This window comes from Methylophilus sp. E2MeOHC9 (assembly GCF_058744375.1).
The window spans coordinates 415,771-438,849 of record NZ_CP196024.1 but is presented as its reverse complement, the minus strand read 5'-3'; the positions used below and the strand labels follow the sequence as shown (position 1 = coordinate 438,849).

At 52.9% G+C, this 23,079-nt stretch carries 22 protein-coding genes; 14 read left to right on the top strand and 8 right to left on the bottom strand.

The genetic code is table 11. The annotated features are described in order from the left end of the window. The first annotated feature begins 8 nt into the window (after positions 1 to 8). The 14 genes from murD (at position 9) to ACSSVF_RS02035 (ending at position 15,632) form a co-directional block, all read left to right on the top strand. Positions 9 to 1,379: a UDP-N-acetylmuramoyl-L-alanine--D-glutamate ligase gene (murD, locus tag ACSSVF_RS02100; RefSeq protein ID WP_492405103.1), complete on the top strand. Its 1,371-nt coding sequence runs from the start codon at positions 9 to 11 to the stop codon at positions 1,377 to 1,379. Next, positions 1,364 to 2,530, top strand: coding sequence for a putative lipid II flippase FtsW (ftsW, locus tag ACSSVF_RS02095; protein ID WP_492405101.1), 1,167 nt, complete (start codon positions 1,364 to 1,366; stop codon positions 2,528 to 2,530). The genes murD and ftsW overlap by 16 nt, the downstream gene beginning before the upstream one ends. Beyond that, positions 2,527 to 3,627 (top strand): undecaprenyldiphospho-muramoylpentapeptide beta-N-acetylglucosaminyltransferase, encoded by a 1,101-nt coding sequence (gene murG, locus ACSSVF_RS02090; protein WP_492405100.1) that lies wholly within the window; start codon positions 2,527 to 2,529, stop codon positions 3,625 to 3,627. Before ftsW ends, murG begins: the two co-directional genes overlap by 4 nt. Then, positions 3,624 to 5,018, top strand: coding sequence for a UDP-N-acetylmuramate--L-alanine ligase (murC, locus tag ACSSVF_RS02085; RefSeq protein ID WP_492405098.1), 1,395 nt, complete (start codon positions 3,624 to 3,626; stop codon positions 5,016 to 5,018). Before murG ends, murC begins: the two co-directional genes overlap by 4 nt. Continuing rightward, positions 5,015 to 5,905: a UDP-N-acetylmuramate dehydrogenase gene (murB, locus tag ACSSVF_RS02080; RefSeq protein ID WP_492405096.1), complete on the top strand. Its 891-nt coding sequence runs from the start codon at positions 5,015 to 5,017 to the stop codon at positions 5,903 to 5,905. Before murC ends, murB begins: the two co-directional genes overlap by 4 nt. Then, positions 5,902 to 6,819, top strand: a complete 918-nt coding sequence (locus ACSSVF_RS02075) for a D-alanine--D-alanine ligase (RefSeq protein WP_492405094.1) — start codon at positions 5,902 to 5,904, stop codon at positions 6,817 to 6,819. The genes murB and ACSSVF_RS02075 overlap by 4 nt, the downstream gene beginning before the upstream one ends. Before the next feature lie 11 nt (positions 6,820 to 6,830). After that, on the top strand, positions 6,831 to 7,535 hold the full coding sequence (locus ACSSVF_RS02070; protein ID WP_442585466.1) for a cell division protein FtsQ/DivIB: 705 nt from the start codon (positions 6,831 to 6,833) through the stop codon (positions 7,533 to 7,535). Between the two features lie 26 nt (positions 7,536 to 7,561). Then, on the top strand, positions 7,562 to 8,800 hold the full coding sequence (gene ftsA / locus ACSSVF_RS02065) for a cell division protein FtsA (RefSeq protein WP_492405093.1): 1,239 nt from the start codon (positions 7,562 to 7,564) through the stop codon (positions 8,798 to 8,800). A 65-nt stretch (positions 8,801 to 8,865) separates the two neighbouring features. Beyond that, positions 8,866 to 10,035, top strand: coding sequence for a cell division protein FtsZ (gene ftsZ, locus ACSSVF_RS02060; RefSeq protein WP_492405091.1), 1,170 nt, complete (start codon positions 8,866 to 8,868; stop codon positions 10,033 to 10,035). Between the two features lie 79 nt (positions 10,036 to 10,114). Next, positions 10,115 to 11,050, top strand: coding sequence for a UDP-3-O-acyl-N-acetylglucosamine deacetylase (lpxC, locus tag ACSSVF_RS02055; RefSeq protein ID WP_492405090.1), 936 nt, complete (start codon positions 10,115 to 10,117; stop codon positions 11,048 to 11,050). A gap of 16 nt (positions 11,051 to 11,066) precedes the next feature. Beyond that, the gene (locus tag ACSSVF_RS02050) at positions 11,067 to 11,249 is read left to right on the top strand and encodes a hypothetical protein (RefSeq protein ID WP_442585470.1); all 183 of its coding nucleotides are present in this window, start codon (positions 11,067 to 11,069) and stop codon (positions 11,247 to 11,249) included. A 143-nt stretch (positions 11,250 to 11,392) separates the two neighbouring features. After that, positions 11,393 to 13,351: a transglycosylase SLT domain-containing protein gene (locus ACSSVF_RS02045; RefSeq protein ID WP_492405088.1), complete on the top strand. Its 1,959-nt coding sequence runs from the start codon at positions 11,393 to 11,395 to the stop codon at positions 13,349 to 13,351. Between the two features lie 61 nt (positions 13,352 to 13,412). Next, positions 13,413 to 14,372, top strand: a complete 960-nt coding sequence (locus ACSSVF_RS02040; RefSeq protein ID WP_492405085.1) for a complex I NDUFA9 subunit family protein — start codon at positions 13,413 to 13,415, stop codon at positions 14,370 to 14,372. A gap of 45 nt (positions 14,373 to 14,417) precedes the next feature. Continuing rightward, positions 14,418 to 15,632 (top strand): multifunctional CCA addition/repair protein, encoded by a 1,215-nt coding sequence (locus ACSSVF_RS02035; RefSeq protein WP_492405083.1) that lies wholly within the window; start codon positions 14,418 to 14,420, stop codon positions 15,630 to 15,632. A 155-nt stretch (positions 15,633 to 15,787) separates the two neighbouring features. Here the strand turns inward: ACSSVF_RS02035 and ACSSVF_RS02030 are convergent, their stop codons facing one another. The 8 genes from ACSSVF_RS02030 to cfa all read right to left on the bottom strand — a co-directional run bounded on the left by ACSSVF_RS02030 (position 15,788) and on the right by cfa (position 22,941). Next, positions 15,788 to 16,726 (bottom strand): GGDEF domain-containing protein, encoded by a 939-nt coding sequence (locus ACSSVF_RS02030; protein ID WP_492405082.1) that lies wholly within the window; start codon positions 16,724 to 16,726, stop codon positions 15,788 to 15,790. Between the two features lie 234 nt (positions 16,727 to 16,960). Beyond that, entirely contained in the window at positions 16,961 to 17,314 is a 354-nt protein-coding gene (locus ACSSVF_RS02025; RefSeq protein ID WP_492405080.1) for an excalibur calcium-binding domain-containing protein, read from the bottom strand. A 21-nt stretch (positions 17,315 to 17,335) separates the two neighbouring features. Continuing rightward, the gene (locus ACSSVF_RS02020) at positions 17,336 to 17,560 is read right to left on the bottom strand and encodes a DUF2788 domain-containing protein (RefSeq protein ID WP_492405079.1); all 225 of its coding nucleotides are present in this window, start codon (positions 17,558 to 17,560) and stop codon (positions 17,336 to 17,338) included. A gap of 39 nt (positions 17,561 to 17,599) precedes the next feature. Beyond that, complete coding sequence (gene slmA, locus ACSSVF_RS02015) at positions 17,600 to 18,193, bottom strand: nucleoid occlusion factor SlmA (RefSeq protein WP_492405078.1); 594 nt, start codon at positions 18,191 to 18,193, stop codon at positions 17,600 to 17,602. A 51-nt stretch (positions 18,194 to 18,244) separates the two neighbouring features. Next, positions 18,245 to 18,916, bottom strand: a complete 672-nt coding sequence (locus tag ACSSVF_RS02010) for a pyrimidine 5'-nucleotidase (protein ID WP_492405076.1) — start codon at positions 18,914 to 18,916, stop codon at positions 18,245 to 18,247. Between the two features lie 50 nt (positions 18,917 to 18,966). After that, entirely contained in the window at positions 18,967 to 19,851 is an 885-nt protein-coding gene (gene argB, locus ACSSVF_RS02005; RefSeq protein WP_055828162.1) for an acetylglutamate kinase, read from the bottom strand. A gap of 221 nt (positions 19,852 to 20,072) precedes the next feature. Next, positions 20,073 to 21,644, bottom strand: coding sequence for an amino-acid N-acetyltransferase (gene argA / locus ACSSVF_RS02000; protein ID WP_492405074.1), 1,572 nt, complete (start codon positions 21,642 to 21,644; stop codon positions 20,073 to 20,075). Positions 21,645 to 21,768: 124 nt separating this feature from the next. After that, positions 21,769 to 22,941, bottom strand: a complete 1,173-nt coding sequence (cfa, locus tag ACSSVF_RS01995; RefSeq protein ID WP_492405073.1) for a cyclopropane fatty acyl phospholipid synthase — start codon at positions 22,939 to 22,941, stop codon at positions 21,769 to 21,771. Positions 22,942 to 23,079 lie beyond the last annotated feature (138 nt).

Here is a 23,079-nt window from a genome sequence, read left to right as displayed (position 1 = left end):
CGCGAGTCATGAAAAAACAATTTGAACAACAGCGGGTAGGAGTGATAGGACTGGGTGACACCGGGTTCTCGGCTTTGCGCTGGCTGCGTCAAATGGGTGCCGAAGTGGTGATGTTTGATTCACGCTTGCATCCGCCTGGGCAGGATAGGTTGCACGAAGAATTCCCGACGGTGGAATGCCACCTCGGGCCATTCAATGCTGCGCTACTAGCCAGCATGGATACCATAGTCACCAGCCCCGGCGTTTCACTGAAAGAGCCGGTGCTGCAACAGTTGATCGCGCAGGGCAAGAGCGTGATTGGCGATATCGAGTTGTTTGCCCGCTTCCGTGCGCCGTATGCCAAAGTGATTGCAATCACTGGCTCTAACGGCAAAACCACGGTCACTACCCTGGTCGGGGAAATCTGCAAACAGGCCGGGTTGAATACCATAGTCGCTGGCAATATCGGCGTGCCGGTGCTGGATACCTTGCAGATGACTGCGCCTGACGTCTACGTGCTTGAACTGTCCAGTTTCCAGCTGGAAGCGACCCATCACCTGGTGGTGGATGCGGCGACCGTGCTCAATCTTTCTGAAGATCACATGGATCGCTATTCCGGCATGGAAGATTACGCGCAATCCAAGGCTCGCATTTACCAGCAGGCCCGTATCGCGATCGTGAATCGCGATGACCCTGCCAGTGCTGCATTGGCAGGCCAGTTGCCACAGGTATCGTTTGGTGTGAACCCGGCACCGACCATTAACGATTACGGCTTGAATGACCTCGGCTGGCTGTGCGCCGGGCACAGGCACTATATCGAAGCCGACAGTTTGCATATCCGTGGCAAGCATAATATTGCCAATGCGCTGGCGGCGATCGCCTTGACCCAGGCGATAGGCGTAGACAAGGTTTCTATCCTGCATACCGTGCAGTCTTTCGCAGGTTTGCCACATCGCGTGGAGTGGGTAGCCAAGATAGATGAGGTCGATTTTTATGACGACTCCAAAGGCACTAACGTTGGTGCCACGACCGCTGCCATCAGCGGCATGCTCAAACAGGGCAAACCACAGAAAGTAGTGCTGATCGCCGGTGGTGATGGTAAAGGCCAGGATTTCAGCCCCTTGAGGGAGGCCGTTGTAAAACATGCCAGGGCAGTGGTGCTGATCGGGCGCGATGGTCCAAAAATTCAGCAGGTGTTGCAGAACATTCAAGTGCCGGTAGTAGATGCCGTCGATTTGACCGCGGCCGTGCATATCGCGAAAACGCTGGCAGAAGCCGGCGATGCCGTACTGCTTTCACCAGCTTGCGCCAGTTTCGATATGTTCAGGAACTACGAGCACCGGGCGCAGGTATTTGTTGAAGCCGTCAAAGCCATGGAGGCCGCATGCTTGGTCCGTTGATGATGACACGCGAGCGTTACAACTCCCCCAGCTACGACATGTCGCTGCTGTGGGTAGTTCTGTCATTACTGGCGTTCGGCATGGTCATGGTCTATTCGGCTTCGATCGCCTATGCCGATGCGAGCAAAATGTTCGGCCATAAAAGTACGTATTTCTTGATGCGCCAGGCACTGTATATCGCGGTCGGGCTGGTGGCTGCCGTCATCGTGTTCCAGATCCCCATGGCCTGGTGGCAAAAGATGTCGCCTTACCTGTTTGTGTTCGGCATTGTCTTGCTGGTACTGGTGTTGATTCCCGGCATAGGCAAAGTGGTCAATGGCAGCCGTCGCTGGATCTCGTTACTGGTCATGAATTTGCAACCTTCTGAACTGATGAAACTGTTTATTGCCATGTATGCCTCTGATTACGCAGTGCGCAAAGCCAGCAGCATGCATAGTTTCACCAAAGGCTTCTTGCCTATGCTGGGCGTGATGGTATTTGTCGGCGTATTGCTGTTGCGCGAGCCGGATTTCGGCGCCTTTGCCGTGACTGCTTCAATCGCTTTCTCCATCATGTGGCTGGGCGGCGTGCATATCAAAATATTTCTTGCCATGCTGGCTGCGTTACCGCTGGCAGTAGTGGGGTTGGTGGTGATGGAACCCTATCGCCTGGAGCGTATGAAAGGCTTCCTGAATCCGTTTGATGACCCGTTTGATACCGGCTACCAGTTGTCACATGCCTTGATTGCCTTTGGTCGTGGGGAATTCTGGGGTGTAGGCCTGGGTGGCAGCGTAGAAAAACTGTTGTACCTGCCGGAAGCGCATACCGACTTCCTGCTCGCTGTGGTGGCTGAAGAATTAGGGTATGTCGGCGTCATGGTCGTGGTGCTCCTGTTTGCCTGGCTGGTCATCCGCGCGTTCAGCATCGCCAAAGAAGCGGTTGCCAACGAACGTTATTACGCTGCGTTACTGGCACAAGGCATTGGTGTCTGGATCGGTGTGCAAGGCTTTATCAATATGGGCGTGAACATGGGTTTGCTGCCGACCAAGGGTTTAACGTTGCCGCTGTTGTCGTACGGCGGTAGTGGCATTTTGGCGAATTGCATCGCCATGGCGGTGTTGCTGCGCATTGATTTTGAAAATAGACGGCTGCAAAAAGGATTGACGACATGAGCCGTCAGTACAAACTGATGGTGATGGCTGGCGGCACTGGTGGTCACGTCTACCCGGCGATTGCGGTGGCAGATGCTCTGCAAACGCAAGGCTGGAAGATCGTCTGGCTGGCGACCGAAGGTGGCATGGAAAATCGCCTGATTGCCGACAAGCCTTATGCCAAAGCCATGATGACCATGCAGGGCGTGCGCGGCAAAGGTCTTCTAGGCTGGCTGACATTGCCTGCGAAACTGGTGCGTGCGTTTAGTCAGGCCAGGCAGGCGATTAAACAGCATCAGCCTGACGTGGTACTGGGTATGGGCGGTTTTGCTGCTTTCCCGGGAGGGGTGATGGCGAAACTGGCAGGTGTGCCGCTGGTCATCCATGAGCAGAATTCTGTCGCGGGATTAACGAATAAATCACTGGCAACAATTGCCAACCGTGTCTTGACCGGTTTCCCGCAAGCGCTAGGTAGCAAAGGCGAGATGGTCGGTAATCCGGTACGTGAAGACATTACCACTTTGCCTGTTCCGGAGGCGCGCTTTGCAGAACATCAAGGCGAGTTACGCATCTTGGTGGTCGGTGGCAGCCTGGGCGCAGCCGCATTGAATACGCAGTTGCCCAGAGCTTTTTCACTGCTGCCAGCAAATGCACGGCCGCAGATCATTCACCAGGCAGGTGAAAAACATATTGAGGCACTTAAACAGGCCTATGCAGACGCTGGTGTGGCGGCCGATTGCCGCGCGTTTATCCAGGACATGGCACAGGTATATGACTGGGCTGACCTGGTGATTTGCCGTGCGGGCGCACTGACTGTGGCTGAACTGGCGAATGTAGGTGCTGCCAGCATACTGGTGCCATTTCCGTTTGCGGTGGATGACCACCAGACGACTAATGCCGCTTACCTGCAACAGGCGGGAGCTGCGTTGTTGATCCAGCAAAGGGATTTAGATGTAACCCAGCTGGCGAATACTTTGAAAACGCTGGACCGTATCACCTGCCTGGCGATGGCACAAAAAGCACGGGCACTGGCCAGACCGGATGCAACACGCCAGGTGGCAGACATTTGTCGGCAACTGGCAGCAGCCAATACACATATGAAACAAAGTTCGCTATGAAACATAAAGTCAAAAAAATTCATTTTGTCGGTATAGGCGGTTCAGGCATGAGCGGCATTGCCGAGGTATTGCTGAATCTAGGCTTTGAAATCAGCGGGTCTGACCTGGCCAGCAATGTGACCACTAAACGCCTGCAAGGCTTTGGTGCCAAAGTGTACCAGGGTCATGCGACTGAACATCTGGGCGATGCTGACGTGGTGGTGGTTTCCAGTGCCATTAACGAAGAAAACCCGGAAATCATGGCCGCCCGTGCCCGCAAAGTGGCGGTGATCCCACGTGCCCTGATGCTGGCGGAACTGATGCGCTTCAAGCAGGGCATCGCTGTGGCAGGTACGCATGGCAAGACCACCACCACCAGCCTGATCGCCAGCATTCTGGCCGAAGCGGATATGGATCCGACTTTTGTGATTGGCGGCAAACTGGAAGCAGCCAGTGCCAACGCGCGTCTGGGTACGGGTGAATGGATAGTGGTCGAGGCCGATGAGTCTGATGCGTCTTTCCTGCACCTGAACCCGGTGCTGGCAGTGGTCACCAATATCGACCAGGACCATATGGATACTTACGAGCATAGCTTCGACAAGCTGAAGACAGCCTTTGTCGAGTTTTTGCAGCAGATCCCTTTCTGGGGCATGGCGGTGATGTGCATTGATGACGCTAATGTGCGTGAAATCCTGCCGCGCGTGACGCGTCCGGTGACCACCTATGGCACGCATGAAGAAGCCAGTATCCGCGCCGAGAATATCGTCGCTGATGGCGGCAAGATGCATTTCACGCTGATACGCAAAAACGGCACCACAGTGCGCAATGAAGTCACGCTGAACTTGCCAGGCCATCACTATGTATTGAATGCGCTGGCCGCAATTGCGATTGCAACAGAGCTGAGTGTGCCAGATGCCGCCATCCTGAAAGCGCTGGCCGAGTTCAGGGGCGTGGGCCGTAGGTTTGAGCGTTATGGCGAGATCCCCGTCACGGGCGGGCATGCGACATTGGTGGATGATTATGGTCATCACCCGGTTGAAATGCAGGCGGTGATTGCCGCTGCGCGTGGGGCTTTTCCAGGACGCCGCCTGGTGCTGGCTTTCCAGCCGCATCGTTACACCCGCACCCGTGACTGCTTTGAAGATTTCGTGAAAGTGCTTTCTACCGTCGATGCCCTGTTGCTGACTGAAGTCTACTCGGCAGGCGAAGCGCCGATTGTGGCGGCCGATACGCGCAGCCTGATCCGTGCCGTGCGTGTGAATGGCAAAGTGGAGCCTCGCTTTGTAGAAACGTCTGAAGAATTGCCGCAGGCTATTCTGGAAAGCCTGTTGCCGGATGATGTCATCGTTGTGATGGGCGCAGGCAATATTGGTAGCGTGGCAGCAAAAACGCGGGAGCTGGCAGTGCTATGAGTGTGTCTGCATTACAAGTGCTGAAACACGAACCGCTGGCCCGCTACACCAGCTGGCGCGTAGGTGGCGAGGCTGATCAACTGGTGCTGACAGATAACGTCGAACAGTTACAGCGGTTTCTGCAACAGCTGCCAGCCAATGAGCCACTGACATTCATAGGTTTGGGTAGCAACCTGCTGGTGCGCGACGGTGGTGTACGCGGCACAGTCGTTGTGATGCACCAGGCCTTGCAACAGTTAGAGATGCAAGGCGAACGCGTGTATGCCGATGCCGGTGTCACCTGCGCCAAGCTGGCCCGCTTTACTGCCAGCCACAATCGCGCAGGTGCCGAGTTTATGGCTGGTATTCCCGGCACAGTGGGTGGTGCACTGGCGATGAACGCCGGTTGCTACGGCGGTGAAACCTGGCAATGGGTAGACCAGGTGAAAACCATACATCGCAGCGGCACCGTGCAAGTGCGCGATCGTGCAGAGTACCAGCCGGTATACCGGCATGTGACACACCCGGTGGCGGATGAATGGTTTCTGGGCGGCTGGTTTGCTGTGCCACAAGGCGATGGCAAAGCGTCTGCTGAAAAGATTAAACAATTGCTGGCTAAGCGTTTGGCCAGCCAGCCACTGAATATGCCGAGTGCAGGGTCCACTTTCCGCAACCCGGAAGGCGATTTTGCCGCGAGGTTGATTGAGGCTTCAGGTTTGAAAGGCACCACCATTGGCGGTGCACAGGTTTCAGAAAAGCATGCCAACTTTATTGTGAACTTGGGTCATGCAAGTGCGGCAGATATTGAGGCACTGATTGCGCGCGTGAAAGCCACCGTGCATGAAAAACAAGGCGTGGAATTGATACAAGAAGTGAAGGTTATTGGGGAAAGCGTAACAATAGTATGAGTGCAACACAGCAAAAATTTGGCAAGGTCGCCGTGTTATTCGGAGGCCGTTCCGGCGAACGCGAAGTATCGCTCAAAAGCGGCTCAGCGGTACTGGCTGCGCTGCTGCGCCAGGGTGTCGATGCGCATGCATTTGACCCGGCGACACAGGAGTTATCTGCCTTGAAAGCGTTTGACCGCGCCTTTATCGCCTTGCATGGCCGCTATGGTGAAGATGGCACTATCCAGGGCGCACTGGAACTGATGGATATCCCTTACACCGGCAGTGGTGTGATGGCTTCTGCACTGGGTATGGATAAATGGCGCACCAAATTGTTGTGGACTGCCGCCGGTGTGGTGACGCCTGATTATGTGTTGATGGATGACGCTACATCTGTCGCCGCGGTGGTTGAGAAACTAGGTTTGCCCCTGTTTGTAAAACCGGCCAACGAAGGCTCCAGCATAGGCGTGAGCAAGGTCAAGCAAGCCAACGAACTGGCTTCAGCTTATGCGCTGGCAAAAGCGTCTGATCCACTGGTGATTGCCGAGCAGTTTGTCGGCGGTGGCGAATACACCGTTGGCATCCTCGGTGATACCGCGCTGCCAGTGATACGCATCGTGCCGAAAAACGAATATTACGATTACGAAGCCAAATACCTGCGTGACGATACCGAATACCGCTGCCCAAGTGGCTTGCCTGCAGCGCAGGAACAACAGATCCAGGCCGAAGCTTTGCAGGCTTTCAAAGTGCTGGGTTGTAGTGGCTGGGGCCGGGTGGATTTTCTGATGGATGAGGCTGGCAAGTATTACTTTCTGGAAGTGAATACCAGCCCAGGCATGACGGACCATAGCCTGGTGCCTATGGCTGCCAAAGCGGCCGGGCTGGATTTTGACGCATTGGTTGTGCGCATTTTGCAACAAACATTGAAGGCGTAACGGGATAGACCATGTGGAATAGACCAACATTGCTGAACTGGACTGCCAACCTGCTGTTTTCACTGGCAGTGGTGTTGCTGTTGTACGCCTTGTTGTTTGTCGTGCTGCATTTGCCGATCTTCCCGGTCAAGCACGTGCAGGTGGAAGGCAATCTGGACCATGTCAATCACGAGCAGATCCAGTTGATTGTGAGCAAGTATTTAAAAGGTAATTTTTACACGCTGGATTTACAACGTACCCGCACTGCCTTCGAGAAGTTGCCGTGGGCGCGCAAGGTGAGTGTGCGCCGTCAGTGGCCGGATACGATAGTGGTGCAGATTGAAGAACACCAGGCATTAGGCCGCTGGGGCGGTGTGGCCCTGGTTAACCGGCATGGCGAGTTATTCCAGGCGGCTTCGGATGCGCAGTTGCCGGTGTTTTATGGCCCGGGTGATGCCGTGAAGGAACTCGCGCAAGGCTATGCCAGTTTTGCACAAACGTTGTCGGTGACATCGCTGCAGATCCAGCAACTGAGCTTGTCTTCGCGGCGTGCGTGGGAGATCAGGACTACCGATAAGCGGCAAATGATGCTCGGCCGCGAAGCCGCCAAGCAACGATTACAACAGTTTGTGGCCGCTTACAGCCAACAGCCAGCCATCGCTGAAAGCGACTGGCGGTATGCAGATTTACGCTATCCCAATGGGTTCGCATTACGTATGCCACGTAATGGTGCTTAAGGGATAGCCGGAAGCAAGGAAAAAACATGAGTAGAGCAAGAGAAGATAAAAATCTAATCGTCGGCCTGGATATCGGGACATCCAAGATCGTAGCGATTGCGGCGGAGATATTGCCGGAAGGTACATTGAAGGTGATCGGGGTTGGCCAGCATGCATCACGCGGCCTGAAAAAAGGTGTGGTGGTGAATATTGATTCCACCATGCAGGCGATTCAGCGTGCGATTGAAGAAGTGGAGTTGATGGCAGATTGCAAAATCAACAACGTTTATTCAGGGATTGCTGGCAGCCATATCAAAAGCCTGAATTCGCATGGCATGGTGAAAATCAAGGAGAGCGAAGTCTCACAAAGCGATATTGACCGCGTAGTGGATACCGCACGTGCGATTGCCTTGCCAGCAGACCAGCAGATCCTGCACATCCTGACCCAGGAATTCATTATCGATGGCCAGGAAGATGTGCGCGAACCACTCGGTATGAGCGGTATCCGCCTGGAAGTGCGTGTGCATATCGTGACCGGCGCGATTGCGGCGGCCCAGAATATCGTCAAGTGCATCAAGCGTTGCGGCCTGGAAGTGAGTGACCTGATATTGCAACCTCTGGCTTCCAGTGAGTCTGTGCTGACCGAAGATGAAAAAGAGCTGGGCGTTTGCCTGGTCGATATCGGTGGTGGGACTACCGATATCGCGGTGTTCAAGAATGGCGCGATTCGCCACACGGCTGTGATCCCTATCGCGGGTGACCAGATCACCAATGACATCGCGGTGGCTTTACGTACACCTACGCAGTCAGCGGAAGAAATCAAGGTCAAGCATGGCTGTGCTTTGCGCCAGCTGGCCGATCCGCGTGAAGTTGTGGAAGTGCAGGCTGTCGATGGTCGTGAACCACGTCAATTGTCTTGCCAGGCATTGACCGAGGTGATTGAAGACCGCGTCGAAGAGATTTACGAGTTTGTACAACAAGAACTGCGCCGCAGCGGCATGGAATCCATGATTGCTTCCGGCATCGTGATTACCGGCGGCGCGGCGCAAATGCGCGGCATGGTAGAGCTAGGCGAAGAGATTTTCCATACACCGGTGCGACTAGGCGTGCCCAGAGGCGTGGAAGGCTTATCCGAGGTGGTGGGTAATCCTCGTTATGCCACCGGCATAGGCTTGCTGTTGATGGCCAAGCAGCAGGTAGAAAAACAAATGGTAGGGAATTTGCAGTCGGGCTCGGTTGGCCGGTTGCTGGAGAGAATGAAGAGTTGGTTTACAGGTAATTTTTAATTTTTTTTAGGGCGAGTGTGCGGGGCAAACCAATCACTCAGATAATTAGGCAATGGAGGGTTAGTATGATTGAAATTTTTGATAAAGAGAATGAAGGCGCTGTTATCAAGGTAATTGGTGTCGGTGGTTGCGGTGGTAACGCCGTTGAGCACATGATGACCAAGATGGTGCCGGGCGTAGAATTTATTTGCGCCAACACCGATATGCAGGCGTTGAAGAAAAGTAATGCCAAAGTGGTATTGCAAATCGGTGCAGATATCACCAAGGGCCTGGGTGCTGGCGCAAAACCGGAAATCGGTCGCGAAGCCGCACTGGAAGACCGTGACAGTATCGCGGAAACCATTGATGGTGCCGATATGCTGTTCATCACTGCAGGGATGGGTGGCGGTACAGGTACCGGCGCTGCACCTATCATTGCGGAAGTCGCACGTGAAATGGGTATCCTGACAGTTGCTGTCGTGACCAAGCCATTTGCTTTTGAAGGCAAGCGCGCCAAAGTCGCACAAGAAGGCCTGGAAGAACTTTCACAGTACGTTGACTCTCTGATCGTTATCCCTAACGAAAAGCTGATGGATGTACTGGGTGAAGATGTGACTGTGGTTGAAGCTTACCGCGCGGCTAACGATGTATTGCAGAATGCGGTTTCTGGCATTGCTGAAATCATCAATTGCCCGGGCACAGTCAACGTTGACTTTGCCGATGTGCGTACCGTGATGTCTGAAATGGGCATGGCGATGATGGGTTCTGCTGAAGCCACCGGACCAAACCGTGCACGTATCGCAGCCGAACAAGCGGTTGCCAGCCCACTGCTGGAAGACGTGAACCTGGCCAATGCACGTGGTGTACTGGTGAATATTACCGCCAGCACCAGCTTCAAGATGCGTGAATACTATGATGTGATGAATACTATCAAAGAGTTCACTGCGGAAGATGCGACCGTGATTATCGGTAACGTGATTGACGAAGAGATGGGTGATAACCTGCGTGTGACCATGGTAGCTACCGGCTTGAACGGTTCTATCGGCAAGCGTCAGGCGAAACCTGAGTTGAAAGTCATGACCACGACGACATTGCGTGACGGTACGACTAACCAGCCTATCTTCCAGAATATGGTTGAAGAAGATGAGCCAGCCGTATTCACCAGCAACAGCCGTCGTGCCCAGGTTGAAGCCATGAAGAACTCCGGGATTGAAGAATATGACATTCCGGCTTTCTTGCGTAAGCAGGCTGATTAACCCTCAGGCAGTGATTGCTTGTCGGCTTGGAAGTGGGATTGGCTTATAATAGTCGTTAGACACTGATAAAGAGAAAACCATGTTAAAGCAACGCACGCTTAAACAACAGATTAGCGCGACCGGAGTTGGGCTGCACAGCGGTGAGAAAGTCACGCTGACGCTCAAACCTGCGCCCGCTGATCATGGAGTAGTGTTCAAGCGCATCGATTTGCCCGATACGCCTGCCATGCGGGTCACCCCGACGGCAGTGAACGACACTCGCCTGAGCTCCGCCCTAGAGTTTTCAGGTGCGCGCGTTGCTACTGTGGAGCATTTAATGTCTGCCCTCGCCGGTCTGGGGGTAGATAATGTATTGATAGAGTTAACGGCAGCCGAAGTGCCCATTATGGATGGTAGCTCGGGGCCGTTTATCTATTTACTGCAAACGGCCGGATTAGCCGAACTGGACGTACCCAAGAAATTTGTGCGCATCCTGAAACCGGTAGAAGTGCAAGAAGGCGATAAATGGGCAAAATTTACGCCGCACCATGGCTTTAAAGCCGAATTTACCATTGATTTCGCACACCCGGTGTTCGAGTTTTCCGGTAAAACCGTGACCATAGATTACGATAGCCAGAGTTACGTTGACGAAATCAGCCGTGCACGTACCTTTGGTTTTATGCACGAGGTCGAGTACCTGCGCGCCAATGGCCTCGCTAAAGGTGGCAGCCTGGATAACGCGATTGTGCTCGATGAATATAAAGTACTGAATGGCGGCGGTTTGCGCTATGAAGATGAGTTTGCCAAGCACAAAGTACTGGATGCGATAGGCGATTTATATATTCTCGGTTATCCGATCGTCGGCCAATTTTCGGCATTCAAATCCGGACATGCCTTGAATAACCAATTGCTGCGTGCCTTGCTTAAAGATGACACAGCCTGGGAATACTGTACCTTTGACGACAGCCAGGCACCGGTTGGTTTTGTGCGGCAACGCGACTACTTTAGCCCGGCGCCCTTTTTGCCTGCGGCCTAGAGAGTAAAACAACATTATGTGGTGGATACGGATATTATTTGCGGTGCTGGTGTTAAGTACCCTGGTGCTGGCCTTATTAGGCTGGCAAACCGGCAACGCGCGCTATTGGCAATGGCTAAAAAAAGTATGGAAGAGTGGCTTTGTCGTCTTGCTGCTGTTGCTATTGTTTTTCTTCCTGAGTCGCCTGGCCAGAATTTGATTGCCACCCTCAAGCACACGTGATGCGTAGTGTGCACTACGTAACTGCACTTAAATATTCAATCGGACGTGAGCATAGTAAGCCCCGTGATTAATTGACTCATGAAGACTAAATTCCGACATCTCCTTTCTCTTGCCACCTGTATGTTAGGCACCTGCCTGTTTGCACTGTCAGCGGCTGCCCATGCTGGCGATACCGAGACCTACCTGCAGGCCAAACAGGCCTACCAGACGAGGAACCTGCCGCTGCTGACCGAGTCGCTGGAGACGCTCAAGCAACGTAAATCACCACTCGCGCCTTACCTGCAATACTGGCAGATGATCCTGACCATGGATCAGCTTTCCTATTACCAGGTACAAGCATTTCTGCAGGAAAACAACGAATCACTGCTTTCTCAGCGTGTACGCGAGCTATGGCTCAAGCGGCTGGGGCGTGTGCAGTTCTGGGACCAGTTTGTCGAGATGCGTGCGCAAATTCCCAACTATTACAATTTGAATGACACCGGTAACCAGTGCTTCCAGGTGCAGGCAGGCATTGCGCTGGATGACCCGGTTGCTTACGAAGACGGTAAAACATTATTGCTATCAGGCAAGGAGTTGCCTGCCGATTGCCAGGGCATGCTGGAAGCTTTGCAACAGGTAGGCGTATTGGATGAAGCATTTCTGCTGACGCTTTACCGCAATGCCTTGTTTGCGAATAAACCAGGTATGGCTAAAGGCCTGGCGAAACGGAGCAGGAAAACCGATGCCACCTTGCTGAAACAAATCGATGACGTGGCGCAGAACCCGGCGTTGGTCCTTAAAAAGAACAATGTGCAGGACAAATCGGCCTATGGTCGTGCGCTGTATTTATACGCTATTCACCGTCAGGCCAAGGCGGATATCGCCCTGGCGCAGAGCAGTTACCAAAAATACAGTGGCGTGCTCAGCAACGAAGAAAAACAGCTGATGCAAGCATATATCGCGCTGGAATCAGCCCGTAAACATGAGCCAGAAGCAGTGCGGGCTTTTGCCAAGGTCGAGCCCGGCACCCTGAATAATGAACAATGGGAATGGTATGCCCGCAGTGCATTGAGGGAACAAGACTGGACGGTGCTGCTGAAGGTCATAGCCAATATGCCGAATGCATTGGCAGATGAACATACCTGGCGTTACTGGAAAGCGCGTGCGCTCAAGAGCAAAGGCCAGGTGGCAGAAGCCAATTTGTTACTGGCAAAACTGTCGCAGGAGCGTCATTTTTATGGCTGGCTGGCGGCTGAGGAGTTGGGGCCCGTCGCAGGCGAGCCCATGGCGACTTTCCAACCAGCCGATGAGCAAGTCCGCCAGTTTGCCAGGCTTCCAGGCATCAAACGCATGGAGGCGCTGTTTGACGCTGACGCACGTTATGAAGCCAGGTTGGAGTGGATGTATCTACTCGAGGCACTGGATGACCCATCGCGCATTGTGGCCGCGCAGTATGCCTTGCTCAAAGGCTGGTACGATTTGACCGTGCTGGCGGCCGATAAAACCAGCCGGACGCATAACTTTGAGCTGCGCTACCCCACGCCTTATCGAGATTACCTGCAAAAAGCATCCAAGGCGCGTGAGATCGATGAAGCCTGGGTGTATGGCATTATCCGGCAGGAAAGCCGCTTTATGCATTATGCCAAGTCGTCAGTGGGCGCGGGCGGGCTGATGCAGGTGATGCCTGCCACAGCCAAGTGGATAGCCAAAAAACTGGGCTGGAGTAGCTACAGTGATGCCATGCTGCACGACATAGATACCAATGTGAATCTTGGCACCTATTACATGCGCTACACGCTGGATACCTTCAATGGCCAGGAAGCGATGGCAACTGCAGCCTATAACGCAGGCCCTAGCCGCGCCAGGCGCTGGGCGGCCAACACGCCATTGGAAGGGGCGATTTATGCAGAAACCATCCCGTTTAGCGAAACACGCAATTACGTGAAAAAAGTGCTGGCGAATGCCCATATGTACGCGCCCAGGCTGGGCTTGCCTGTCATTACGCTTAAAAGACGTTTGGGGACGATTCCGGCCCGTAGCTCTGGCATCGCCGAGGCGGAAACGGTGACAACCACCATCACCATTACAGATCAAGAGTAAGTGAGTGCGGCATTTTTCTGTACAATCTCTTTAATACCAAAATGCATTGGGAATGAGCAATATGAAGACAGTCACAGTATTGGGTGGTAGCGGTTTTGTCGGTAGCAGTGTGGTGGCCGGGCTGGATCAGGCAGGCTACCAGGTGAAAGTATTAACCCGCCGCAGGGAACAGGCCAAGCACTTGATTTTGTTGCCTTATGTGCAAGTGGTCGAATGCGATGTCAACGACCAGGCCGCGTTGCGCGCACAACTGGCAGGCAGTGACGTCGTGATCAACCTGATCGGCATTTTGCACCAGACCAGTGACAATGGCTTTGAGAAAATGCACCACCAGTTGCCGCGTCGCGTGGCGCAACTGTGTGTGGAACTGGGTATCCCACGGCTGCTGCAAATGAGCGCATTGCAGGCCTCAGTCAGTGCACCGAGCGAATATCTGCGTAGCAAAGCGGCCGGTGATGAGGCGGTGATGGAGACCAGTAAAAAACTGCATGTCACCATTTTCCGTCCCTCTGTCATCTTTGGCGCGCGCGACCGGTTTATTAACCTGTTTGCCAAGCTGATCCAGTATATCCCGGTGCTGGCGCTGGCGATGCCACAATCCAAGTTCCAACCCATCTGGGTAGAAGATGTGGCCGCTGCCATCGTGAATGCGGTGAATGAGCCAGCCACCTACGGCAGGATCTATGAATTGGGCGGCCCGGCAATCATGACCTTGCAACAGGTGATGGAAGCCGTGATGAAAACTACAGGGGTGCAGCGCCCCATCATAGGCTTGAGTACCCGGCTTTCGCTGCTGCAAGGCAGCTTTATGCAATTGCTGCCTATCAAATTATTGTCTCGCGACAATGTGAAATCCATGCAGGTAGATAATGTCTGTCAGCAACCGATGGCCAATGAACTGGGCGTGGTGCCTACCGATATGTTTGCCGTGATTTCCGGCTACCTGGTGGAAAATAACCCCCGTGGTGCTTATGACCAGTTTCGCGCTGCGGCAGGGCGCGTGATTAATGCCAGGCGCTAAACGCCATTCTATTGCGTGCAAAGCAATCACAAGCATAACCCTCCCATGAAGATCTACCAGGTAGGCGGCGCAGTCCGCGATGGCCTGCTAGGTCTGCCAGTCAAAGACCGCGACTATGTCGTCGTCGGCGCCACGCCTGAGCAGATGCTGGCGGCTGGTTATCGCGCAGTTGGCAAGGATTTCCCGGTATTTCTGCATCCTGACACGCAGCAAGAACATGCACTGGCGCGCACCGAGCGCAAAACCGGCAAAGGCTACAAAGGCTTTAGTGTCTATGCCGCGCCCGAAGTCACGCTGGAAGAAGATCTCGCCCGGCGTGACTTCACCATGAATGCCATCGCGCAAGGTGAAGATGGCACGCTGGTTGACCCTTTTCACGGGCAACAGGATATCCAGAAGAAATTATTACGGCATGTCACTGCTGCTTTCAGCGAAGACCCGGTGCGTATTTTGCGGGCAGGGCGTTTTCTGGCCCGTTTCACCGAGTTTACCGTTGCGCCCGAAACGCTGGCGTTGATGCGTGAAATGGTCGCCGCAGGCGAAGTCGGTGCCCTGGTGCCGGAACGTGTCTGGCAGGAGATCGCCAAAGGCCTGATGGAGAAACAGCCTAGCCGCATGTTTGAAATGTTGCGCGACTGCGGTGCCTTGCAGGTCATCCTGCCCGAACTGGACCGCTTGTGGGGCGTCCCACAGACGGCGCTCTATCACCCAGAAATCGATACTGGCGTGCACGTCATGATGGTGATTGATTACGCCGCTAAACAGGGCTTTAGTTTGCCAGTGCGCTTTGCTGCGCTCACGCATGACCTGGGTAAAGGCACGACACCGGCAGAGGTGCTGCCACGGCACATCGGGCATGAGTTACGCAGTGTAGACCAAATTCGCGATGTGGTCGCGCGGCTTAAAGTGCCTAATGATTGCAGGGACTTAGCGCTAGTGGTGGCTAAATATCATGGCAAACTGCATGCCGCCAGGGAGATGAAAGCCAGTACCTTGTTAAACTTTCTGGAAGAGCTGGATGCGTTCAGGCAGCGCACACGTTTCGATGATTTTTTGCTGGCCTGCGAGAGTGATAGCCGGGGACGACTAGGGCTGGAGAGTTGCCCACTGCATGATGCCGAACATCTGGCCGCCGCCTTGCACGCGGCACTCGCGGTAGATGCAGGCGCAATCGCCAAACAACATAGCAATCCGCAATCGATTAAACAGGCGATTTTTGAAGCGCGCTTGCAGGCAATTTTAAACAGCCATGCTGTTTAATGTAGTCGCTACTGCCTGACAAGTGAATTGCTTCCCTTCATCCATAGGCGTGGATGACATGCCTTCAGCACGTCTCATACTTCTCTAAGCACTTGTAATAACTGTCTTCAGCATGGCATAGCAGTCGTTTGCTGTATGCATCATTGCCCTGGTTCTTAGCGGCTGTTGACTGCCGTACGGTTTCTGCCGCTACGTTTGGCTTGATACATCATGGCATCTACCGATTCAACGAATGTTTTGAAGTCGTCGCTGTGGTTGGGCGTGATGCTGCCGACACCGACACTGATGGTCAGTATCTGACTGACTTCGGACTTGGCGTGCGGGATTTGTTCCTTGAACACCAGGTTATGGCAACGCTCGGCAATTTTGCTGGCTGACAGTTCGTTGGTTTGAGGCAGGATCAAAGCAAACTCTTCGCCACCAAAACGGGCAAAAAAGTCCTTGGCACGTACACCAGCGTGCGTGAGTGTATTTGCCACTTGCCTGAGTGCTTCATCGCCTTGCAAATGCCCGTAAAAGTCATTAAATTGCTTGAAATAGTCGATATCTATCATGATTAATGACAGTGGATGCTGGTGTTGCCTGGCTTCCAGCCATTCGCGTTCCAATACGGTGTCGAACATGCGGCGGTTGGCGACGCCGGTCAATCCGTCTTTGTAAGAAAGCTCTTCCAGTTTTTTTTGCATGAGCAGCAATTGCTCTTCGGTTTTCTTACGTTCACTGATATCAAACATAAAGCCTATCAATGCTTCTGGTTCGCCGGTCGGTGTGCGCATCACATGCACCACATCACGTATCCAGACAAAGTCGCCATCGGCGTTGAGTGCGCGGTAGTCTGCTTCGTGATCCAGCCCTTGTAGTGATTGTTGCACGCAAAAATTGAACACGCGTTCACGGTCTTCTTCATGAATACGGTTGACCCAGTCTTCTACCGTTTTCCAGCTATCCTGTGACCAGCCTAGCACCTGCTCGATCTGCGGGCCAATATAAGCAAACTGCTTGTTTGCCCAGTCGATTTTCCACGGAATGGCTTTGGTGGATTCCAGCAGGGTTTTATAAATGGTGCTATCGCTATCAACAGGCGGTGTATTCATTTCGCGAACTTATTTATCACAATATGTTAATCAGGTTACATAAGTGACAAATACTACGCAATAGCCCGCCAGGCTTATTCGCGTAAGAAAGCGTTAACTTTTTGGGTGATGGCCAGGCAAAGTACCAGGTGTTGATCGACATCCTGGTGTCCAGGTCAGTGAGTCTGAATACACCAGGATATGCTGCATGGTTTGCTCCTGATTAAAAGTTATTCATCTTGAGCGGTGCATGCGTTAGCGCGGAGGTGGCTGACACCACTGGCGTTCACAAGGGATGCCATCGTTATCGCCATCCATTTCGGTATCAGGGCAGTTTGCCAGAAAGAAGTGTGCTTCAGCACACGATGTCATTTGCGAGCAGTGGGTACGGCCATCGCAGCGGCTATTGGGCTGAATTGCATTTGAGGTTGGGGCCGCAGGTGCCGACCTGGCGTTGAGGGGCCGGGTAAAACGAACTGGTGCTTCTTCAGCAGGGCTGGTGATGTGCTGAGGCTGGTGAGCGATCATCCAGGGCAAGATCAGGTGATCAAATAATAGATACACGCCACACACCAAGAAAATCAGCCCGGAAATCTTAAGGATATTCATGGGCTGTTGTCGGTTTTTACGTTATTGGATATGCAGGAAGTGCTGGATCACCAGCTTGGCCAGAAACCCCACCATGCCTAAGGTGAGCGCCAGGAACAGGGCAAATGTGCCCACTTTGCCGGCCTTGGATTTCCAGGCCAGGTTGCCGACGATAAAGATAAGGAAGAGTATCAGTGCGGCGAGGCCATAAGTCATGCCAACTTCAGTCAGTTGGGCTTCGGTCATGCCAAAAATCGTGTTTTCCATGAATTAAAACTTTCAGTGGATTAAAAATCTAAAGGGGTTTTACTGCAGGCTGGCAGTAATCAACTGCGTAATATGCTGTTCCAGGTTATCGCTAGGCTTGCGTTTGAAGCCACTTTTGGCAAACGCGTGCCAGCGGCCAACAACAAAGCTGATCATGGTGTTTGCTGCAATGCCTGCATTGGTGATTTGGTTGCCTTGTGCCTCGGCGATACGCAGCGATTGTTTCACGCTGGCTTCCAGGCGGTCTATCAATTGATTGATGCGGGCCTGCAATGCTTCGTCTTCGTTCACGAGTGCATCGCCGATTAATACGCGTGACATGCCGGGGTTACGCTCGGCGAATTTCAGCATGGTTTGCAGCATCAGTTGCACTTGCTTCAGCCCATCGGTTTCGTCGCTGGTGATTTTGTTGATCACGCCAAACAATGCGCCTTCAATAAACTCGATCAGGCCTTCGAACATTTTGGCTTTATTGGCAAAGTGACGGTAGAGCGCCGCTTCTGACACTTCCAGCTTGCCCGCCAAAGCAGCCGTAGTGATTTTTTCACCTTTAGGCGTTTGCAGCATGCTTGCCAGTGTTTCCAGAATTTGTTGTTTGCGGTTTGCTCTTACTTCTTTGTTGATAGTCGCCATGATGTGTTCCGGGATCCCTGTGAATGCAGCTATTGTCGTTTTGCGGCTATTTTAACCGGATTCGCCAGAGGCGGGAATGCACGAAGCGTGTTTTTTCAGTGCACTGTGAGTGAGTGCCAACACATGCGGTAATCTATATTGCACAAAGTTTGGCTTGTGCAGCCGGCGGCTGATCCACACGGTGCGCATGCCCAGTCGCTTTGCGGTCATCAAGGCTGGCAGGCTGTCTTCAAATAATGTGCAATCGGCTGCGCAGCAACGCAACTGGCGTAACAGCATGCGGAAACCGCGTACAGATGGTTTGGCATGGAAGCCCGAAGATTCAACGCTGAATACCAAGGTGAAGCAGTCACTGATGCCCAGCACTTCCAGCACGCGTACCGCATAAGCGCGCGGCGCGTTGGTGAACACGCATTTGCGTCCTGGCAGGCGTTGCAACAGCTGGCGCAATTGCCTGGTGGTTTGCACCATGTCATCGGTGAGGAAAGCATGGGTTTCCGCCAGGAAGTGATGCGGATCGACATGGTGGTGGCGCATCAGCCCTTTGAGGGTGGCGCCATAGATGCGCCAGTAATGCTGGCGTAACTGGTGGGCCGCAGATTCTTCCAGCGTCAGTAGATCCATGATGTAACGCGTCATGGATTGATTCATGACTGGGAAAATCTGCGCGGAAGCATTGTGCAGGGTGTCATCCAGATCGAAAATCCACACCCTGCGAGACATAGAATATAACTAAAGTAAGTATTTGCTTACGGCTTATCGGGCTTTGGGCTTTATTTTGCCTTGATTAAAGTGCCTACGCCTTCATCGGTCAGCACTTCCAGCAACAAGGCATGCTCCACGCGGCCATCGATAATATGCACTGTTTTCACACCGCTACGGGCAGCATCCAATGCCGAACTGATTTTTGGCAGCATGCCACCGCTTAAAGTGCCATCGGCAACCAGGTCATCAATCTGTCTTGGGGTCAGCCCGGTCAGCAACTGGCCTTCTTTATCCAGTACGCCAGGCGTATTCGTCAGCAGGATCAGTTTTTCGGCATTGAGGATTTCTGCCAGTTTGCCAGCCACCACATCAGCATTGATATTGTAGGTTTCTCCTTCGCGACCGACACCAATCGGTGCCACCACTGGGATAAAGTCGCCACTATCAAGGAAGGTAATGATGCTGGGATCAATCGCCGTAATTTCACCGACCTGGCCGACATCGATCATTTTGGTCGGGTCTTTCAGGTCTTCCATCAGCAATTTTTGTGCATGGATAAAGTTACCGTCCTGGCCGGTCAACCCGACCGCTTTACCGCCGTGGCGGTTAATCAGGTTCACAATCTCTTTATTGACCTGGCCGCCAAGCACCATTTCCACCACGTCCATGGTTTCTTCATCGGTCACGCGCATGCCCTGGATGAACTCGCCTTTTTTGCCCAGCTTATCCAGCATCTCATTGATTTGCGGGCCGCCGCCATGGACCACTACCGGGTTCATGCCGACCAGTTTCAGCAGCACCACATCTTGCGCGAAGCATTCTTTCAGGCGTTCATCGGTCATGGCATTGCCGCCGTATTTGATGACGATGGTTTTATCGAAAAAACGTTTGATGTAAGGCAGGGCTTCGGACAGGGTTTGCGCCTTTTGGGCGGCTTTTGAAATATTCATCATATGGGTGTGCAATTAAGGATATGCGTATTCTATCTGCTGATAGTTAAACAGTGAATGCATTAGAGGGTTAATTTTGTTCAGGATGTTTAATAAGAAGGCGATTCGCCAACTTTGTTCCACTTTATTCGTGGGATATGAAGTAATTAAGACGTTGCAAGAAATGGCTGGTGAGTTTCACCAGCCATTTTGTGAGGAGGAACTGTGATTGATTGCTGCGTTTATCAGGTAAGCACTTTCACAAACACTTTGGATTTTCGTTGCAGGTTATACAGCTGCTGCTTTTCTTGCGGCAACTGGTCTACACTTTTCTCAGTAAAACCGCGCTCCAGAAACCAGTGTTCGGTACGCGTGGTCAGGCAAAACAAAAACTGATGGCCCATTGCTTTTGCCTGTTCCTGGCAATAGTTAAACAGTTTGTCACCGCGTCCGCCACCACGATAGGCCGGGTCTATGGCCAGGCAGGCAAACTCCACCATTTTCTCAGCAGGAAACGGATACAGCGCCGCGCAACCGATCACCCGGTTGTCATGTTCCATGACGTAGAAGTAGTTGATCTCCATTTCGATACGTTCACGTCCGCGCCGCACCAATATGCCTTCGTTTTCCAGTGGTTCTATCAGCATGAGGATGCCGCCGACGTCATCAATATTGGCCTGGCGCATGGTTTCCAGCGGTAGCTCGGTAATCATGGTGCCTATACCTTGCCGGGTAAACAGTTCCTGGATAATGGCGCCGTCAATATGCCTTGAAATCAGGTGTGTCCTGGCAACGCCATGCTCACAGGCGCGCACGGCCGCTGGCAGGTAATAATTCACATCTTCCGAAAAGTTGATGGGGTCATCACTTTCCTGCACATTGCGTAGCATGTTTTTGGCTTTGGCGGAGGTCATTTCGCGCAACAATTCGCCACGCAAATTATGAATGCCTTCAGAGCCCATCAGGAAGATCAGTTTTTCTGCATCCAGGGCAATCGCGGCACTCACCGCCACATCTTCCAGCGTCAGGTTGAAGATTTCACCAGTCGGCGAGTAGCCCATAGGCGAAAGTAATACCAGTTCGCCATCATCCAGTCGTTTCTGGATACCTACCGCATCGATCTTGCGTACTTCGCCGGTGTGTTGCAGGTCTACGCCGTCACGCACGCCCAGTGGTTTGGCGGTGACAAAATTGCCGCTGGCGACACGGATATCGCTGCCTGCCATCGGCGAGTTGGAAATACCCATCGATAACAACGATTCAATCTCCACCCGCACCGTGCCATTGGCTTCTTTCACCGCTTCCATCGCCGTGTCATCGGTAATGCGCAGGCCATTGTGCATTTTGGGGATCAGGTGGTCGCGCTTCAATCTATGTTCGATTTGCGGACGTGCGCCGTGCACCAGCACCAAACGTACTTCCAGGCTGGCAAGCAGGTTCAAGTCGTGCGAAAGGGCGATAAACTGTTGTTCGCTGACCACTTCGCCACCAAAGGCGATCACAAAGGTGCTGCCGCCAAACGCATGGATATAAGGCGCGGCAGAACGAAACCAGTGCACAAAATCTTTGCTGTTGGCGCTGGAAAGGATGGCTGGTGGCGTATTGGTCAGGTTGCTCGGGGTGAGGTCGGCATCGTACAAGCGGCCGGGCGTGGTGCTCAAAGCCTGGGCAGCAGCGCGCAATAAAGCATCCGAAATCCCGATTTCGCCGCGCTCTATCCGCGACAGGTTGCTGGTATCCGTGCCCATGCGTAATGCAAGCTGTTGCAAGGTTAGATTTTGCGATTTTCGCAAATTCCTGATATTTGAGCCTATCATTTGAGTATTTGTTAAATGTAATTTGCAAAACAATAAAGCAAGTTGGTTTTTTATGCAAATTAAACATAAAAAATGACGGCCTGGGCCGTCATGTTAAATGATACAGAGAGAGACGACGTTTACATTAACTTAAGGCCCCTGGACGCACCGAGCGATAAATACGGTTGCTCTGCCGCTTGCTCAGTACCAGTTGCCAAAGTTGGCCTTGCCGCGAGCGGAAATACCCGGCACAACACATCAGGTAGTATTTCCACATGCGGTAAAAACTTTCATCATATTTAAATTGCAGTTCGGGCCAGGCACGGCTGAATTTGTCCCACCAGGCCATGAGTGTGCGGTCATAATCCGGGCCGAAATTATGCCAGTCCTCGATCAGGAATTTTTTCTCTATGGCCTTGCTCACCTCGCTTGCAGAAGGTAACTTGCCGTTAGGGAAAATATAGCGGTCTATCCAGGCATCGGTATACAGTGCGGTTTTATGGTTGCCTATGGTGTGCAGCAGAAATAGCCCATCGTCTTTTAGCAGGCGATGCACTGTTTCAAAATAAATCGGGTAGTTTTTCGGGCCTACATGCTCAAACATGCCGACTGAGGCTATCTTGTCGAACTGTCCTTGCAACTTTCGGTAATCCATCAACTGGATATCGACAGACAAACCGGCACAGCGTTCTTTTGCCATCGCCTGCTGTTCTACTGACACCGTAATACCCACCACATTCACCGCGTAATGCTGCGCCATATGTTTGGCCAGCCCGCCCCAGCCGCAACCGATTTCAAGTACACGCTCGCCGGGCTGTAAGTCGAGTTTGCGGCAGATCATATCCAGTTTGTGGGTTTGTGCTTGTTCCAGCGTATGGGCGTGTTGCCAATAGGCACAGGAGTAGCTCATGCTTGAATCCAGCATGGCCTCAAACACATCATTGCCGATATCGTAGTGCAGTTTCGCGACCTGGAAGGCGCGGTGAGGTGCCTGCAGATTGAATAATGCGTGCCGCAGGATATCGCCTAATAATTGCAGCTTTCCCCAGCCGCCCATTTCTTCGTCGATATCCGCGCGCATCACGCGAGTGAAAAACTCATCCAGCCGGGCGCAATCCCAGCGTCCTTCGATATAGGCTTGTCCGAATCCCAGCGTGCCACGTGTGAGCACGTCGCGATACACGCTTTCGTCATAGACCTGGATATCCCACGGCGCATCGCCATTAATGGTAATGCCTGTCTTGCCCAGTAGCTTGACCAAGGTTTCTGGCGGCGCAGGCTGCTGCGTTGCGAAATGATTAAATGTAGTTTTTGGCATCGCGGTGACACTCCTCCAAAACGCGTACAGATTACATAGCATTCAGGCGTATCTTAAACGGGGTAAGCATGCCTGGATACTCGTCATATTACGTATGAAGATTGACCAGCGATGACGTGATTTGTTCTACCGGCGCAG